At 33.6% G+C, this 17,923-nt stretch carries 17 protein-coding genes; 16 read left to right on the forward strand and 1 reads right to left on the reverse strand.

Translation table 11 applies throughout. The features are described from left to right. Position 1 precedes the first annotated feature (1 nt). The 12 genes from IEV85_RS06150 (at position 2) to IEV85_RS06205 (ending at position 11,383) form a co-directional block, all read left to right on the forward strand. On the forward strand, positions 2-661 hold the full coding sequence (locus IEV85_RS06150; protein ID WP_188461282.1) for a sulfotransferase family 2 domain-containing protein: 660 nt from the start codon (positions 2-4) through the stop codon (positions 659-661). Beyond that, the gene (locus tag IEV85_RS06155; RefSeq protein ID WP_188461284.1) at positions 624-1,760 is read left to right on the forward strand and encodes a glycosyltransferase; all 1,137 of its coding nucleotides are present in this window, start codon (positions 624-626) and stop codon (positions 1,758-1,760) included. The genes IEV85_RS06150 and IEV85_RS06155 overlap by 38 nt, the downstream gene beginning before the upstream one ends. Further along, a complete protein-coding gene (locus IEV85_RS06160; RefSeq protein WP_188461286.1) occupies positions 1,753-2,613 on the forward strand; it encodes a glycosyltransferase family 2 protein in 861 nt (286 codons plus the stop codon). Before IEV85_RS06155 ends, IEV85_RS06160 begins: the two co-directional genes overlap by 8 nt. After that, positions 2,614-3,486 carry a glycosyltransferase family 2 protein gene (locus tag IEV85_RS06165; RefSeq protein ID WP_188461288.1) on the forward strand — a complete coding sequence of 291 codons (873 nt, stop codon included), beginning with the start codon at positions 2,614-2,616 and terminating at the stop codon, positions 3,484-3,486. Between the two features lie 19 nt (positions 3,487-3,505). Next, positions 3,506-4,282 carry a sulfotransferase domain-containing protein gene (locus IEV85_RS06170; RefSeq protein ID WP_188461290.1) on the forward strand — a complete coding sequence of 259 codons (777 nt, stop codon included), beginning with the start codon at positions 3,506-3,508 and terminating at the stop codon, positions 4,280-4,282. An 84-nt stretch (positions 4,283-4,366) separates the two neighbouring features. Next, positions 4,367-5,254 (forward strand): glycosyltransferase family 2 protein, encoded by an 888-nt coding sequence (locus IEV85_RS06175; protein WP_188461292.1) that lies wholly within the window; start codon positions 4,367-4,369, stop codon positions 5,252-5,254. Then, a complete protein-coding gene (locus tag IEV85_RS06180) occupies positions 5,251-6,045 on the forward strand; it encodes a sulfotransferase family 2 domain-containing protein (protein ID WP_188461294.1) in 795 nt (264 codons plus the stop codon). The genes IEV85_RS06175 and IEV85_RS06180 overlap by 4 nt, the downstream gene beginning before the upstream one ends. Before the next feature lie 4 nt (positions 6,046-6,049). Next, positions 6,050-6,835: a polysaccharide deacetylase family protein gene (locus IEV85_RS06185; RefSeq protein ID WP_188461296.1), complete on the forward strand. Its 786-nt coding sequence runs from the start codon at positions 6,050-6,052 to the stop codon at positions 6,833-6,835. Positions 6,836-7,036: 201 nt separating this feature from the next. Continuing rightward, complete coding sequence (locus IEV85_RS06190; RefSeq protein ID WP_188461298.1) at positions 7,037-7,906, forward strand: sulfotransferase family protein; 870 nt, start codon at positions 7,037-7,039, stop codon at positions 7,904-7,906. Then, on the forward strand, positions 7,875-9,056 hold the full coding sequence (locus IEV85_RS06195; protein WP_188461300.1) for a glycosyltransferase family 4 protein: 1,182 nt from the start codon (positions 7,875-7,877) through the stop codon (positions 9,054-9,056). Before IEV85_RS06190 ends, IEV85_RS06195 begins: the two co-directional genes overlap by 32 nt. Positions 9,057-9,205: 149 nt before the next feature. Continuing rightward, positions 9,206-10,336, forward strand: a complete 1,131-nt coding sequence (locus IEV85_RS06200) for a glycosyltransferase (RefSeq protein ID WP_188461302.1) — start codon at positions 9,206-9,208, stop codon at positions 10,334-10,336. A 96-nt stretch (positions 10,337-10,432) separates the two neighbouring features. Beyond that, positions 10,433-11,383 carry an NAD-dependent epimerase/dehydratase family protein gene (locus IEV85_RS06205; RefSeq protein ID WP_188461304.1) on the forward strand — a complete coding sequence of 317 codons (951 nt, stop codon included), beginning with the start codon at positions 10,433-10,435 and terminating at the stop codon, positions 11,381-11,383. An 82-nt stretch (positions 11,384-11,465) separates the two neighbouring features. On the opposite strand, the gene IEV85_RS06210 is transcribed toward IEV85_RS06205, so the two are convergent. Further along, complete coding sequence (locus tag IEV85_RS06210; protein WP_188461306.1) at positions 11,466-12,695, reverse strand: hypothetical protein; 1,230 nt, start codon at positions 12,693-12,695, stop codon at positions 11,466-11,468. A gap of 427 nt (positions 12,696-13,122) precedes the next feature. Between IEV85_RS06210 and IEV85_RS06215 the strand changes: the two genes are divergently transcribed. The 4 genes from IEV85_RS06215 to IEV85_RS06230 all read left to right on the forward strand — a co-directional run bounded on the left by IEV85_RS06215 (position 13,123) and on the right by IEV85_RS06230 (position 17,630). Further along, positions 13,123-14,358: a glycosyltransferase gene (locus IEV85_RS06215; RefSeq protein WP_188461308.1), complete on the forward strand. Its 1,236-nt coding sequence runs from the start codon at positions 13,123-13,125 to the stop codon at positions 14,356-14,358. Positions 14,359-14,376: 18 nt separating this feature from the next. Continuing rightward, positions 14,377-15,324, forward strand: coding sequence for a GNAT family N-acetyltransferase (locus IEV85_RS06220; protein ID WP_188461310.1), 948 nt, complete (start codon positions 14,377-14,379; stop codon positions 15,322-15,324). Positions 15,325-15,440: 116 nt separating this feature from the next. Next, the gene (locus tag IEV85_RS06225) at positions 15,441-16,457 is read left to right on the forward strand and encodes a polysaccharide deacetylase family protein (protein ID WP_188461312.1); all 1,017 of its coding nucleotides are present in this window, start codon (positions 15,441-15,443) and stop codon (positions 16,455-16,457) included. A 12-nt stretch (positions 16,458-16,469) separates the two neighbouring features. Beyond that, on the forward strand, positions 16,470-17,630 hold the full coding sequence (locus IEV85_RS06230) for a glycosyltransferase family 4 protein (protein WP_229712521.1): 1,161 nt from the start codon (positions 16,470-16,472) through the stop codon (positions 17,628-17,630). Positions 17,631-17,923 lie beyond the last annotated feature (293 nt).

Below are 17,923 nucleotides of genomic sequence, written 5' to 3' on the forward strand. Positions count from 1 at the left end.
AATGATTTCAAGAGAACATAATTTAATATTCATCCATATTCCTAAATGTGCGGGCACATCAATTGAATATTTATTTAAAATAAAACCTTTTGATTGGCGTATTAAAGATGAGGTGAAATTAGTGGGTTTTGATAAAGAAAATAATTTACCTTTACAACACGCCACTCCGCAGGAGCTTGTAGATTTTGGGTATTTACAGTATGGTGATTTTGAAAGATTGAGTTCTTTTACCATTGTTAGAAATACTTATGACCGATTAGTTTCTGCATATCTATTTATGTGTAAAATTTCAAATACAAAAGATACATTTGAAAATTATTTGACCAAAAGAGGGGAATTTGAGCAATTACTTAAAATGAATGGAAGGCATGTTCATCTAAGATCTCAATTATCTTATACTCACTTTAAAAATGGAAGTTTAGCAATAAAGGATATCTTAAAGTTTGAGGATTTGGAAAATAGCCTCCAAAATTATTTGACAGGAAACTATACTGTAAATGCTTTAGATTTACCACACAAAAAGAAAGCCGAAAGAAGTCATTATTCAAAATACTTTAATCAAAGAACAAAAAAGATAGTGGATAATGAGTATAAAGATGAGTTAGAGTATTTCAACTTTAGCTTTGAAAATAAGCGAAAGTGGTTTCATTTTTTATATTAATATGAGGATTTTATTCATTATACCTAATCTCACACTAGGCGGTATACAAAAACAAGTTTTAAAGCTAGCTACTGAATTAACTAAATATGGATATTACCCTATAATTGCAGGAGTCAATAAATGCAGCAAGGATTTTATTGAAGAATTAAAAAAGGAATCGATTGAGTATTATGATTTCTCTCCATGGTGGAAAAAAAGATTTTGGAGCAATAAACATCTCTCAATCTTTAATTCGGTGAGAATAAACAGAATAATATATAAGAAATTAAAGCCAGAAGTGATTTTTTCATACACTTATAGTATAGCTAAAATAGTTAATACTGCGTGGCAATTTTCTAATGCTAAGAAATCTTTTTTTATGGAAAGAAGTGGAGTAGAGAGATATAAAACTAAAGCTAACTTATTAGATACTTGGGCAGTTAAAAATTCCTCTCTTCTTATTACTAATTCCAAACATGCTTCAAAAGAATTAGCTATATATTTTGGAGTGAGTGAAACAAGAACAAGTTATATTACGAATTTTATTGAGAGATCAACAAAGGAATTAGACACACTATTCATCGCGGATCATCTACAAGGTAAAAAATCCTTTTTAATGACTGCTAATTTTTTTTCCTCCAAAAATCACGAATTGCTTGTTCAAAGTTGGAAACAATTTGCTAAAAGGTATAAAGATGTTGCATTAATATTGATTGGTCAAAGTTTAAATCATCCGTTTGAGCCGTATTATGATGAAAAAAACTCAATTTACTATTTAGGTTCTCTCAAAAACGCTAATGCATTTATAAAAAATGTTGATGTTACTATTCTCGCATCTTACGTAGAAGGGTGTCCAAATGTTGTATTGGAATATTTAGCCGAAGGAAAAATTTTTATAGGATCGGATATTCCAGCTATTCGTGAAATAATTCCAGATCAGTATCACAATACATTACTTTTTGATAATCACTCCATACCTGAGTGCCTTTCTAAATTAGAGTTTGCTTTAAATAATATTGAAAATAAGACAATAATCAATCATTGTAAAGAATTTGTGCTTAAAAACTATTCACTAAACGAAATGATGCTAAAATATTTGAAGATTTTGGACCATGTTTGATTTCAAAGTTTCAGTGATCACTCCAGTTTATAATGCGGCAGAATTTATTCGAAATGCTGTAGAATCAGCCGTTAGTTTGGAGGAAGTTGGAGAAATAATATTAGTTGAAGATGGTTCTCCCGATAATGCTTTAGAAATATGTAAAGAATTAGAACAAGAATTTGAAAAAGTTAAATTGTTTCAACATCCAAATGGAGAAAATAGAGGGGCAGGAGCTAGTAGAAATTTAGGAATAGAAAAAGCAATATTTGAATATATTGCTTTTTTGGATGCTGATGATTGGTACTTACCGAATAGGTTTCAAGCTGAAAAAGAGCTATTTAAAAACCCCGAAGTAGATGGAGTTTACGGAGCCACAGGTTTCTATGAGCAGGGTCAAATTCTTGAAAATAAATTAACTACTTTCGACTATAAATTAAAACCAGAAGATTTACTTTATTATTATGTATCTTATAAAGGGCGTTTCACAACTGATGCTATAACCTTTAAAAAGTCTTTACTGAAAAAGTCAGGAGTCTTCAAAACAAGTTTGAAATTACATCAAGATACGCATTTATGGTATAGATTAGCTCATTTTGGTAACTTATATCCTGGATTGATTGATCAACCAATTGCTATACGGAGAGTGCATGAAAACAATAGAATATCCTCAAGGAACAAAAAAACAAGAAGCTTATTTCATAAGGAAGTTTTTAAAGACTTTATTAATAAGGAGAATGTTGATTCAAGAGCATTAAAAATTATTATTAATAGGTATGTATCTTCTATATCAGGCAATTTTTTCATAAAGATGTTTCACTTTTCCAAAGTTTTAATGAAAAATTCACACTTAATTAAGATTTATATCAAGTAAATGATCTCAATAATAATTCCCACTTATAATAGGGCTCATCTTATCTCTAGGGCTGTTGATAGCGTTGTGAACCAAACTTTTAAGAAATGGGAGTTAATTATTGTTGATGATGGAAGTACGGATAATACTAAAGAAATTATACAACCTTTTCTTTCTGATAATAGAATAAAATTAATTGAGAAAGAGAATACAGGTGCAGCGCATTCTAGAAATATAGGAGTGGAGAAGTCAAATTTTGAGTGGTTAACGTTTTTGGATAGCGATGATGAAGCAAAAGATAATTGGCTTTTTGAAGTAACTCAATTAATACAAAGAACAGATGCACAATTGATTAGCTGTGGCTGTGAAAAATATAATCACCATGGTGAATTAGTAGAAAAGAAATTACCAAATAAAAATACTAACCTCTTTGGAGAAGTAAGATATAAGATGACAAATGGGGGAGTCTTTTTTCTGAGGAAGGAAGATTTTTTAAAAATTGGAGGCTTCGATAAAGATTTAAAATCTGGTCAACATACAGAATTAAGTTTTCGGTTAATACCCCTACTGCAAAAAAGAAATGCCAGCATAATAGCTTTAGAGGATTGCCTTATTAAAGTTCACATGCATAAAGGAGAAAGAATTAGGACTAATCCTAAAATGAAATATGAAGGTGCGTTCTATAGTCTAACAAAGCACAAAGCTTTCTTTTCTGAAAGACCCAAAGCTAAGGCCAAATATGAAGCAATAGTAGGTGTTAATGCTTTTAAATTAAAATTATATAAAGTAGGATTTAAGAATTTAATTAATTCTTTTATTACTAAACCTACCATTAACTCGTTCTTAAGAATTCTTAAATATACATTTAGTTATTTGTTTAAAAAGAATAATTAAAGTTGTTACAAAAGAGTAGATGATTTTACCTGATTTTATTATTATAGGAGCTATGAAATGTGGAACTACCTCCATTTTCAAGAATTTAGCTCAACACTCACAGATATATGGTCATCCAGCAAAGGAAATAAATTTCTTTTCTGAGAAATATCATTTGGGTATGGAATGGTACTCTGCAAAATTTAAGGAAGGTTTTGTTAATGGTGAGTCATCACCAAATTATACAAAAAGAGATGAATATGTAGATACAGCAAAGCTGATTCATGAGTGTAATCCAAAAATGAAGCTTATTTATGTTGTTCGTGATCCGATAAAGAGGATGATTTCTCATTTGCACCATGATTTATATAGAGATAGATTGAAGATTAGCCAAATATCATCTGCATTAGAAGAGGATAATAAATATGTAAATACAAGTAAATATGCTTACCAGATTGAGCCTTATTTGAAATACTTTAGTTTAGAAAATATACTATTTCTACAGTTTGAGGATTATTTAGAGAATCCTCAGTTAGTAATGAATAAAATCTGCTCTTTCTTAAGCATTTCTGCATATGATTTTACCATCGGAAAATTCAACACCACGGAAAAGAAATACTGGATTAAGAATTTCGATCAAATAAAAAGACTTCAAAGGCCTACTTTACGGAAAGTCTATCATCTACTTTTTTATTTTATTAATAGAAAAATAAAAAGACCTGCCCTAGATGACCAAACCTATAGATCAGTAAAAGATCGATTAGTAAAGGATATGGAAGAGTTTGAAAAGATTTCAGGTATTGGTTTTAAATTGTAAAAATTGCAGGCAAGATCTGATTCAGAAGTAAGCTCCTCACACTGATATGATGCATCAAATGTTTATCAAATAAATCTCTATTATATGTCTTTTAATATATCCTCAGTTATCCTTCATTACAACTCAATAAATTCATTAAGAAAAGTTATAGAGGCGGTTAAGAATCAGACTTATAATGTGGGTCAAATAATAGTAGTGGATAATGGGAGTCCGGGTTTTAAACTAGATGAATTTCCTGATGTAGAGCTGCTGGAATTAACACGAAATGAGGGAGTAGGTAAGGGGCATAACACGGGTTGGAAATATGCTCTAGATAAATATAATCCAGATTTTATCTGGTCTTTAGAACATGATTGCATTCCATTTGACAATTGTTTAGAGGAATTAGTGAAACATTATAAGAGAGATGAATTCGCTTGCTATTGTGCTGTGGAAAAAAACGATTACCAGTTCGACAAATACAAACATTTCATTTTCAACTCTACTGGCTTTGCAGAAATAGTAGATAAAACCAAGCTTGATAATTATAAAGGAGGCTTATCTTTTAATGGGTTACTCCTTCCAACCTGGATTATAGAAAAAGTTGGCTTTTTAAATGAAGAGTTTTTTATTGGAAGGGAAGATATAGATTTCTATAAAAGAATATATAAAATGGGAGGCTACAGCTTAAGAATTACTTCTGCTTTAACCCACCATGATATGCATAAGGATAAAAAAGTTCTCAAGTTTGGTAACAGAGTTTTTCTTTTTCCAGCGCAAAGTCTATTCAGAGAGTATTACTCCAGTAGAAATGCTTATTATCATGCTTTAAAGGAAGGTACTTCTGGATTTAAATTAAAGTTAAAATTTATAAGAGGCTTGTTAATTACTTTCATCATGCGCAACCAAAAAATTAAAAGAATAAAATTAAGAATAAAAGCATATAATGATGCTTTAAGCGGCAGAATGGGGGCTGCAGAATTAAAGCTTTGAATCTATTTCTACACATACCTAAGTCCGCTGGTTCCACATTACGCTATATCATCAAGGAAAAGTATCCTCATTCTTTCGGGGTAGTTAACTGGCATTGGACGAATTGGAAGGATGAAATCTATTTAAAAAACAATTATGATTTCAATAAGCTAAGCCAAAATAAAATAATTTACGGTCATTTTAATTATGGCTTACATGAACATATCAATGAAGAGGTAAAATACTTTACCATTTTAAGAGACCCCTTCAAAAGAGTACAATCTGGCTATTTTCATATTTTAAGAGACTCCCACAGTGCTTTTTATAGAGAAATCAAAAACATGAGCTTTGAGGAATACCTGAAATCAAAATTAATCTTAGATGTGGATAATGGTCAGGTAAGAAGAATTTCAGGGGTAGGAAATGAAGTACCATTTGGCGAAATTACTGAAATACATTATGAAAAAGCCATTCAAAATATAGAAAAACACTTTCTATTTGTAGGGCTAACTGAAAATTTCAATGCTTCTCTATTCCTATTAAGTAAACTGATGAACTGGAAATCGCCCTATTACTGGACTCAAAATAAAGGGAAAAATAAGAAGGCTGAGTTGATTAATCCTGTTGATCAACAGCTTGTAAAAGATATCAATCAATGGGATTATAAGTTATACGATTATTGTAGGAATAAGCTTGATTCGCAATTGTCAGAAACTGATTTTGATGAACAAAGATTTCAGTTTAGAAATAAACTTTACAACATTAGCTTATTTCCAACAAAAGTTCTTAAGAAAATTAAAAGCAAATTGTAATTTTTTGAAGGTCTTAGCATACCATACTTTTAATAATGATGCTTTTGCAAGGCATTTAAAATACCTTAAAAATCATTATACATCTAAAAAAATAGATTTATTAAATAATCGATTATTAATAACAGTAGATGACGGACATATCTCTTTCTATCAAAATGCCTTTCCCTTACTGAAGCAATATCAAATTCCTGCCATTCTATTTATTGTGCCTTCGTTAATTAGTACGGAGAAACCTTTTTGGTGGGATGAATTAATATATTATTTAGGAAATGAAAAAGGGGCGGCAGAACTTAAGAGATTAAAGACAATTCCTAATGAGGAAAGATCGGCCTATTTAGTAGAATTAAGGAATGCTTCAAAAAAACCGATTTTAAGGCAGCAACAATTAACAGTTGTGCAGTTAAAAGAAATGCAAAGTACGGGCATCACCATTGCCAACCATAGCTTTTCGCATCCTATGTTTGATCAATGTACTGAGGAAGAATTAAGGGAGGAATTGAAGAAGACCAAAGCTTTTTTTAAAGAGCATCAATTGGAGGGCTATGATATTTTTGCTTATCCGAATGGGAATTATAATGAATTAGCTGAAAAGGTTTTAAAAGAAGAAGGCATTAAATATGCCTTTTTATTTGATCATCAAATTAACAAAGGGGAGATTAATGCTATGCGGATTTCACGCTTAAGTGTGAATGATGATACGCCACTTTGGAAATTAAAGTTTATTTTGAGTGGATGGCATTCTAAGGTTTTGCCGTTGAGAAAAAGAATTTTTGGGTTTTTAAAAAAGTGAAATTTATTGGGCAGTTTTTATGAGTATAGCTAATGGTGAATTTCTTTTCTTTTTCTTTTTACTTGAACAAAAAGAAACAAAAATTCAAGACAAAACAATGCTGCTTCGCTGGTCCGCTGTTTTGTCCTCCCATCCGCTCTCTTCGAGCAAACTTAAGTGGGCATTGTTAGTCAGTAGCATATCATATAATTTAGCAAAAAATTGAGTAAAAAATCCTTCAAGGTTCGCTTTTACACGCGTTTTAGAAATAATACATTACTTAATGCTTTTCTAAATCTTACCCAAAAACCTCTAAAACCTAAAAAATGGGTTTTTATATTGGGTTGTTACAACTCAGGCACTACTTTATTGGCTGAATTACTGAATCAACACCCACAATTAACAGTTTTGCCAGATGAGGGGGTTATGCTTACCAATCAATTGAAAAGGCCTGAAGATTTTGGCTGGCGCAGAATGTGGTGGAAGTGTATTGAGATGATTAAGTCATCAGATTTGAAATTAGATATAAAATCAGCAGAGGCGATCAAGAGACAATGGGCTTTTTTTATGCCTGTAACATCTCAAATTGTAGTAGAGAAATCAATTGCTAATATGTTAAGAATCCCCTTTTTTCAAAGGTATTTCAAGAATACATATTTTATTCATATTAGGAGAAATCCTTATGCCGTAGCAGAGGGTATACAAAGAAAGGCTCAGCCTATGGGTGAAAAATTACAAAAATATGGTAAACAATATCCTATGGAGCTTTGTATTCAGCAATGGGTGGCCTCTCAAACGCTTTTTGAAAATGAAAAAGCTAAGATTCATAATTTATTTGATTTAACTTATGAGGATTTTACAGCTAATCCACAACAATGGGCTAATCAAATCTGTGATTTCTTAGAAATTGAATATTTTAATTCCAGTATCTTTTCAAAAGAAATGAAAGTACACGGTAAATCTATGAAGATTAAGAATCAAAATGTAAAAAGCTTTAAAAGTTTAAGTATTGAGGATTGGAAGGTAATAAACGAAAGCGCAGAAAAAGTAATTAAGGAATATGGCTATTACCAGGCAGAAAAGCCTCAATAAAATATTATTTGTTCAGGATTCCTTGGGTACGGGAGGCGCAGAGCGTAGCAATGCCAATTTGTGGTATTACCTAAGAGATCAAGGTATAGAAATTAAAATACTTGTTCTCGAACATAGATCCGTAGGTATAGAGAATGAGATTATTGCTACAGGTTTTGATGTGGTTTTTTTAGATAAGCAAAACCCTTTAAAAACTGCAAAAAAGATAGCCAGATATATCACATCATTTCAACCCGATTTAGTGCATTCAGTATTATTTAAAGCTACATTGAGAGCGCGATTGGCAAAGTTATTTACAAAATTTATTTTACTCGAAAGCCTGGTCAACTGCACTTATGATCCTTCCCGCTTAAAAGATGAAAATATTGCTGCATATAAATTAACTGCTTATAGGTTGCTTGACAAATTCACAGCTCATTTATTTGGAGATTTTTATATCCCCATCACTAATACAGTCAGAATCCATTATCAGGATTATCTCGGGTTAAGCTCAAAAAAAATGCAAGTGATTTTCAGAGGTAGAAGTAAAAATACTTTTAATAAACTGGAAGAGAGAAAAAGAATAGCCAAGGAGCTTGGGCTTAGTACGAACAAATTATGGCTGATTCAGGTAGGGAGACAAGAATTCCAAAAGGGCCACATCCATACTTTGAAAGCATTATTTATTTTGCCAGATGATGTCAAAGATCGAATGGAAGTTCTTTTCCTTGGCAGAGAAGGTAATGCCAGTGCTTCTTTAAAGACATTTTTAAAAGAAAATGAGTTGGGAGTATCTTATCATTTTCTTGGACATAGAAAGGATGTGCCTAAGATGATGAAAGCATCTGATATTTTTCTTTTTCCCTCTTTATATGAGGGGCTGGGAGGGTCATTAATTGAGGCACAATCCGCTTCTCTCCCTGTTATATGCTCAGATATCCCTGTATTGAATGAAGTGGCTGAAAAGAGTAAGAATGCTTTAATGTTTGAAGCTGGAAATGAACAGGAGTTAGCAAAGAAAATTCAAGAGCTCGTAGAAAAACCAGAAGTAAGAAAAGAAATGGGTAATCATAGTTTAGGAAGGTTTAATAAGCATTTTCAAATTGATAAAATCCACGAAGAAATGGTGGAGTTTTATCAAAGTGTATTGGCGGCCAGAGACCGCGACTAAGTGCAAAGACGCAAAGTTTTTTTAAATTAATGAGTTCTAATTGTATTGCCATCAGTGAACTGTTAAATAATTTGTTTACATTCTTTGCGTCTTTGTGTCTTTGCGTTTCCATAGAGCTTTAGCTCTCAAAAACAGAGCATATAATTAAAATGAAAATAATTCAGGTCATACAGAAACCCCAGCTACGCGGAGCAGAGATGTTTGCCAGCCAATTGAGCAATCATTTACAAGCTCGGGGCAATGATGTAGTTTTAGTTTCTTTATTTAAAGGAGAAGGTCAGTTAAGTTTTAATGGAAAACAAATTCACTTAGGTTTAAGCGCTAAGGTTCGCTGGTTAGATTATAATGGGTTTAAAAAATTGGCTAGAGTCATCGAGGATGAAAAGCCTGATATTGTACAAGCCAATGCCGGAGATACTTTAAAATATGCTATTCTGTCCCGCCTGCTATTAGGTTGGAAACAGCCAGTTGTTTTCCGAAATGCATCTATGGTGAGTTTGTACATCAAAAACCCTATCATTAAAAAGTTGAATGGATTTTTATACAATCAAGTAGATGCGATAGCTTCTGTTAGTTATCAGTCTAAACTGGATTTGAATCAATTGTTTCCAATAACGTTAGATAAGTCAAGGGTGATTCCTATCGGAATTGAATCAATAGTAGAAACGCAGCGGAGATTCCGAGAGGAACGAATCAGGAAAAATATAGAAGACGAAATAAAATTGGTGCATGTTGGAGGTTTTAGTTTTGAAAAGAACCATAAAGGTCTACTGAAAATTTTAAAACGTTTTTTATCTGATTATCCTAATTCAAAATTAAAATTGGTGGGAGATGGCCCTCTACGGAAAGAGACAGAAGAGCAAGCGAAATCTTTAGGAATAACTAATTCAGTTGAATTTATGGGTTTTCAGTCTGATCCTATGCAATATGTAAGAGAAGCAGATGTATTTGTTCTGCCCAGTATCATTGAAGGCATGCCTGGCGTGATTTTAGAAGCATTTGATTGCCAAACACCCGTAGTAGCGTATGATGTAGGTGGTGTTAAGGAGGTGGTGAAAAATGCGGAGTCGGGGATTCTGGTGAAGAAAAATGATGAAGCGAGTTTTATTAAAGCCATAAAAGAAACCATTGAAAAACCAGAATTGACTAGAGAAAGGGTCAAAAATGCTTTTGAATTGGTGCAAGAGGAGTTTATGAATGAGGTCATAGCGGAAAAATTCTCCTCTTACTACAAAGAAATAATTGACAGCCGAAGGCTGTGCCTAACCGCGAAGACGTAAAGACACTAAGTTTACGTATAAAAAATATAAAAAAAGGGGAGTGTATCAATAACTGTGTAAGTTCTATAACAGAGCTTAAGCTTATAATTATTTTATATGAATTATAGTTTTTTAAAAGGAAAGTCTATTTTAGTGACGGGCGGTGCAGGTTTTATTGGGTATCATCTGGTTAAAGCCATTATCAAAGAAAAGCCAGCTAAACTCTACATTGTGGATAATTTATCTACAGGTCTTAAAAGCAATGTAGAAGACATTATTGCTTTGCAGGAAGTAGAATTTATAAATGAAGATATTGCCAAGCCATCTTCTGTAGAATCCATACAAGAACTCGACTATATTTTCCATTTAGCGGCTGTGGTAAGCGTTCCTAAGTCATTTGAGATGCCATTTTTGACTCACCGAACCAATGAAAGTGGTTTTATCAATATGTTGGAGCTGGCACGAAAGCTGAAAGTTAAAAAACTATGCTATGCCTCTTCCTCAGCAGTCTATGGTGAACAAACTCAAATGCCTATTAAAGAAACCGCTCATCTTAATCCTCAATCCCCCTATGGTTTAAGCAAATTACTAAATGAGCAATATGCCAAAGCATTTCAGGAATGGGAGAACATAGAAAGTGTAGGTTTTAGATTTTTCAATGTTTTCGGTCCAGGGCAAAGAGCAGATTCTCCTTATTCAGGCGTGATTTCTATTTTTATGAACAGAATGCAAAAAGATGATTCAATCCAAATCTTTGGTGATGGAGAACAAATCCGTGATTTTGTATTTGTAGAAGATGTAGTTCAGGCTTTATTATTGGGAGCTAAATCTGAGCAGAAGTTCGGTCTATTTAATGTCGGTAGCGGGCAAACTACTTCGCTAAATCAGCTTTATGAAGTGCTAAAAAATATAACTAACTATCCTAGATCACCTATATATCAGAAGGCCAGAAAGGGAGATATTAAAAAAAGCGCAGCTAACATAGATTTAATAAAGAATTCTTTAAGTTATCAGCCTTTGTTTAAATTAGAAGAGGGATTAAATAGAATTATAAAGAACATGCAGTAGTGATTGAAATTGATATAATTACTATTATTTTTGATCAAAATTATAATTATTTATTAAGCGCCCTTCATAATTTAACTTTCCTCTATTCCCTAATTAATGTCTCTCTTTGATTAACAGTCTTCCTTCTGCTCTTGAATACCTCCTTCTTCTTATCGTCATACATCTGAATGATAATAAAGAGAAAAAGCATCATAATTTGGCTTTTCTGTCTAATTGCAATCCCTAAATTTCCTGAAATCTGCGCCAATGCAATAGAAACTGTTATGAAACTAAAAAAAGCAGTTTTCACCGCAAAATCTCCTTTTATAATATAAAGTATACCTCCCTTAAATAGAAAAATAAGGGTAATAAATAATAAAAATACATTCTCAAAGGAAACAATGATGCCCAACATCCCAGGCGCATCAAAAAATAGTGGCCTAAACAAGAAAGTAAATACTTGCATTGGTAAACTCATAGTAGTAATGTCAAGGCCTGATGTGGCTTTAGATAATTCTGCGGCTCTATTGCTCATGTTCAGCCCTTCAGTTAATACAGTATCAGTTTCCAACCCTACCATATTTAAAACATCTTTATAAATAAAACCAAGTGCCATAGCAGCAATTAATATCATAACAATTTTCACACCCCAACCCACTCCTTTACTACTAAAAGTAAAACCAATCAATGAAGAGGCTAAAATTACTAATAAAATATGAGGACGGATATGATAAGTAAGTAAAGCACCGATTAGCAGTACCCAATATCTTTTTGGGATATTATTGAGTCCATAGAATAGCAATCCAATTCCTAAGAAAATAAAAGCCCCCTTACCAAACGAACCTGACCAGAAATGAAGATTAGGTAGCAAGAAGAACAAATGCAATAAATCAAATCCTGCATAAGTATTTTTAAAAAATATTCTCTCCCTAAAAAACCTATAGAAATAGATAAAACCCAAAAAACCAAAAAATGCAAATAGTGCCATTATTGCTTCAAAGCTAAATCCCAACCACTTTATAAATGGGTACCCTGTCCATTCTATAAATGTAGTAGAAGTGCCATAAAATGAACTCCAATCTGGCCCTCTAAAACCAGTTACAATCTTTTCATAATAAAAATGAGAATCTGATCTGTTAAAAACAGAATAGATATAATACACAAAAGAAAGTAAGAGATGGTACCAAAAAAGCTTCTTGAGGAACTTATTGTCATTTGCGCTATGGTTAGGTAAGGAAAATTTGTTTCTACCTCTGCGTACAGGCATCATTTTATCAATCACCGCCATGGAGATAAAGTATGAAATGATGATGATAAAGATGCCGTAGATCATTAGATAATAGAATTATAATGCAAAGGTAACAAATTAAGATCAGCCAAAAGACATTGAAGGAACTGAAGTCATAAAGAATAAATTTAAAATTAAAGGCTTTCATGTGCGATGAATTTTAAAATTTCCTCTTTTCGTTAAGAGAATTATTACGGTATGAAGACGCTAAGAAACATGAATTATGCTATTTAAAAGTGTGTTTTCGAAAGCTAAATAATGGAATGTCTCATTATACTTTGTTTTGAGATTTAAATGTTGAGGTTTATTAATTTTTAGCCTTACTGTAATCCCGAAGTATCTTCGAGTATTTGTTGTTAAAAAAACTTTAGCTTTGTGCCTTAAATAGCAAATTGATTCTAAAGATTTGTTAAAAGAATTGAATTGTCAACTAAAAATTTATAATGAACCATTAACTTGACCATTCCCCAAAATGACAACTTCAAAACCTAACAAAATAAAAATCCTCCATATCATCAAATCCCTTGGTCGGGGTGGGGCGGAAATGCTTCTACCTGAAACGCTGAAGCTGCATGATCAGGAGAAATTTGAATTCCATTATATTTATTTCCTTCCGTGGAAAGACCAAATGGTATCCACTTTAGAGACAGCCGGAGGAAAAGTTACATGTATGCCAGCGAGCAATAATATTAAGCTCATGCAACAAATTGGTAAAGTGAAGGCATATATTAAGAAAAACAATATTCAATTAGTGCATGCGCACTTGCCCTGGGCAGGATTTTTGTCTCGCTTTATATATAAAAGTACCAGTATCCCGGTCATTTATACAGAACATAATAAGCAGGAGCGTTACCACAAAATAACTTTTCTATTAAATAAACTAACTTTTAATTGGCAGTCAGCTGCAGTAGCTGTGAGTAAGGATGTGGCTGAGTCTATTCAAAAAAATATAAAACCTAATACATCTGTTAAAACAATTCTGAACGGTGTAAACACGGATTATTTTCAAAGGTATTCTCTCAGCGATTTAGCAGTTTCAATTCAGAGTTTACCTCTTGAAGTGGAAGATGCTAATAGTTTCAGAACTGGTGAAAAGGCTGAAAAGAAACTTCCATTTGATAATGGTAATAATGTTTTAAAGGAGTTTTTGAAGCTAAAGCAATCAAATAATGAATTATTGGTTGTAGGAAGTGTTGCCGTTTTCAGGTTTCAAAAACGCATGTTGGAATGGATTAAAGTTTTTCATGAAGCAACACAAGAAAATGAAAATTTAAGGGGTGTTATCGTAGGAAACGGCCCTTTTGCTGAGCAAATGTTACAGCTAAGGGATGAATTGGAGCTGCATAACAAGCTCTTTATTCCGGGCTTGCAAACCAACACAAAGGAATGGTTTTCTATAATGGATGTTTTCATGATGAGTTCGGAATTTGAAGGTTTACCCATTGCTTTATTGGAAGCTATGAGTACGGGATGTGCCGTAGTAACTACAGATGCTGGTGGTGTAAAAGAGGTAGTAAGGGATGGTATTGACGGATTAATGGTGCCAGTAAAAGAATGGGAACAATTATCAGTTAAGCTTAAAGGGTTGAAAGATGATACGCTAAGAAATAAACTTGCTGAAGCCGCCAGACTCAGAGTGGTGGAGGCTTTTAGCTTGAGAAGAATGGTGGAGGAGCTAGAGATGTTATATAATCAATCGATACATTAACCTTTTTTAATTTAAATTATGAATATTAGAAAAGCTACTCATTCAGATATACCTCAAATCATTCAGTTGCTAAAAAATAGTCTTGGAGAATCACTCATGCCAAAATCAGAAGCATACTGGCAATGGAAACATATAAACAATCCTTTTGGAGCCTCACCGGTATGGGTGGCTGAAGAGGAGGGCCAATTGATAGGTGTTCGTGCGTTCATGCAGTGGAGTTGGGAAAAAGAAGGTATGGTATTAAATGCTATTCGTGCGGTTGATACAGCAACTGACCCTTCCCATCAGGGAAAAGGTATATTTAAGAAACTGACCTTAGGGCTGTTGGAGCAATGCGAAGCAGAAGGAATAGATTTGGTTTTCAACACTCCTAATAGTCAGAGTAAACCAGGCTATTTAAAAATGGGCTGGCAGGAAGCAGGTAAATTACCAATAAAAATAAGCTTCAAACGACCATTTCATATCTTGAAGGCAAAAATTAAAGGTGGAAAAGAAACTCAATTTCTAAAGGTGAAAAATGCTAATCAGTTCGATTTGAAAACTGCGTTGGATAATTATACTTTCGATTTTGAACCCAAGAATCATTGGCAGACAGCTTATGACCTGAAGTACTTACATTGGCGTTATGCCGAAATCCCCATCATTCCTTACTATGCACATTATAATAAAGAAGCATGCTGTATTTTTAGATTAAAAGCAGGGGCTTTGGGCATTGAGTTACGGGTGTGTGATACTTTCGGACAGCAGTCAGCAATTGAAAAACTTTTGCAGCATGTTTATAAAAACTGCACTTTTGACTATATGAGCATCACTGGTTTTTCTTCTATATGCTTACCTGGTTTAGTTAAAAGGAAAATGAATATAGGCCCGGATGTAACAATACGCCCTCTTGCTAAAAGGGAGGTAGAGGAATTTCAACAGTTTAAAAACTGGCACCCTGCATTAGGGGATTTAGAGGTTTTTTGAAAAGAAAGTGGTTTCTAACTTTAATCTAGCTTGTAGCGTCTAGGTTCTATATATCTTAAATTTCCACATTCAAGCGGCTATCTTTTTTTATATTTGCCAATTCAACAAACAGTAATTTGACAGGAACCTTCACCATATCACTAGATTTAGAACTCCACTGGGGAGGCTTTGAGAAATGGCCTCTTGATCAGGCAAAAAGAAGTTATTTCGATAACACCAGAGAACTCATACCCGAACTTCTCAGGCAATTTGAACAATATGGAGTACATGTAACATGGGCTACTGTCGGTATGCTTATGCACACTAAAAAGTCAGAATTGATTGAGAACTTTCCAGCTCTGAAGCCAAGATATAAGCAATCAGAACTTTCTGCTTACAGTTTTATTGAAACACAGGGTATCGGTAATAATGAAGAAGAAGATCCTTATCATTTTGCGCATAGTTTGGTAAAGAAAATCCCTGATTATAAAGGGCAGGAGCTGGCTTCCCACAGTTTTGCACATTATTATTGTAATGAAGAGGGGCAGAATGTAAAAGAATTTGATGCTGATTGTAAGGCCATCCAATATGCAGCGAGAAAATATAATCAAGATCTACAATCTTTAGTGTTTCCCCGAAACCAGTTTAATGCAGACTACTTAAAAGTGTGTCATAATAACGGAATCAAAATTGTAAGGGCTAACCCTGTGGATTGGTGGTGGAATACTGCAGATGGAGCATTGAAAGAATCAAAATGGAAGAGATTCAACAGAGGGTTAGATGCCTATTTTAATATTGGAGGTAAAACTAGTTACACCTCTCAGGCTATCAAGAAAGAAGAGAATGTATATTTGCTACCTGCTAGCAGGCTGCTAAGGCCTTACAATCCGAAGGAAACTTTTCTCAATCAAAAGAAAATTAACAGAATAAAAAAGGAGATGTCCATAGCGGCACAAAATGGTGAATTTTACCATCTTTGGTGGCACCCGCATAATTTTGGTTTATATCCAGAACAAAGTATGAAAGGATTAGCTGAAATTTTGCAGCACTTTAAATCTTTACAAAATAAATTCAATATGCGAAGTCTGAATATGTCAGAAATAGCTGATAAATTAGATAAAACTGCTTTGTCAAATACTACGCCCATTTCCTAATTTTGCAATCTAGTGACTAAAATCCTTCGCATTACTACAGTACCCATTTCCCTTAATATCCTGCTTAAAGGACAGCTTCACTATATGCAAAGTAAAGGTTATGAAGTGATTACCGCCAGTGCAGCGGGTCCGGAGATCGAAGAAGTTTGCAAGAGGGAAGGAGTAAAACATTTCCCAATCACCTTTACAAGAACCTTAAGTCCTTTGCAGGATTTAAAGGCACTTTGGCAATTAATTAGGTTGATTAAAAAAGAAAAGCCGGATATAGTGCATACTCACACACCTAAGGCAGGACTTTTAGGTATGATGGCCGCAAAATATTGTGGGGTAAAAGTAAGGATGCATACTGTAGCGGGAATGCCTTTAATGGAAGCTACAGGTGCCACCAGGAGTATTTTGAAAGTAACTGAAAGGCTGACCTATGCCTGTGCAAGTAAGGTGTATCCTAATTCTTTCCAGTTAATGAATTACATGGAAAGAGCGTTTTCTTTTTATGAAAATAAGTTTAAAATAATTGGAGAGGGTAGCTCTAATGGAATAAATACAAAGCATTTTTCTATGGAGCAATTGGATAGTGCAGAACTGTCTGAACTTAGGAATCAACTTGCAATACCAGGGGAGGCTATTTTGTTTGTCTTTGTGGGTAGGTTGGTGGAGGATAAAGGTATTCATGAGCTGGTAGAGGCCTTTACTGCATTAAAAGGGAATGCTTTCTTATTATTGGTGGGGCCTTTTGAAGATGAGCGCGAGCCGGTAAGACTAGATGTGAAAGAGGAAATCAAAAGCAATGTACAAATAAAACATGTAGGCTTTCAACGAGATATAAGGCCTTATCTTGCAGCTTCAGATATATTCGTTTTCCCCTCTTACAGAGAGGGTTTTCCCAATGTGGTACTCCAGGCTGCAGCCATGGGCTTGCCGGCTATTGTCTCAGATATTAATGGTTGTAATGAAATCATTCAGAAGGATTTTAACGGGCTTATTGTTCCTGCAAAAGAATCAGCTTCTTTGAGGAGGGCTATGCAACAGTTAATGGAGAATGAATCAGAAAGAAGGGCCTTAGCTAAAAATGCAAGGCCTTCTATTCTTAAGTATGATCAGAATCTTGTTTGGCAAAAAATAGAGGAGGAGTACAGTACAAGTCTTCGTTGCAGTAAAACCCAAGGTAATTGAGTAAACCGTTATTTATTAGGCTTAGTAGCTAAATAAATGCTCAAAATCGTATATGAAAATGATAAACTTGTAACTGATTGAGGTCAACTGGTATAAATATAACCCTTCGTACTTGCCAGTTTAAAGTTTAACTATCCAAAGCTCAAACAAATAACAAGAAAAGTGTCATAACAGTGATACGTGAGACACGTACCACTGCTTAGACCAGAAGATGACTTTGAAAATAAAGGCCTTAAACTTAAAAAAACTGTCAACATCAACATATATCAACCTGAATACCTGCTAACTTATTA

This window comes from Marivirga lumbricoides (assembly GCF_014636295.1).
GTDB classification, from domain to species: Bacteria; Bacteroidota; Bacteroidia; order Cytophagales; family Cyclobacteriaceae; genus Marivirga; species Marivirga lumbricoides.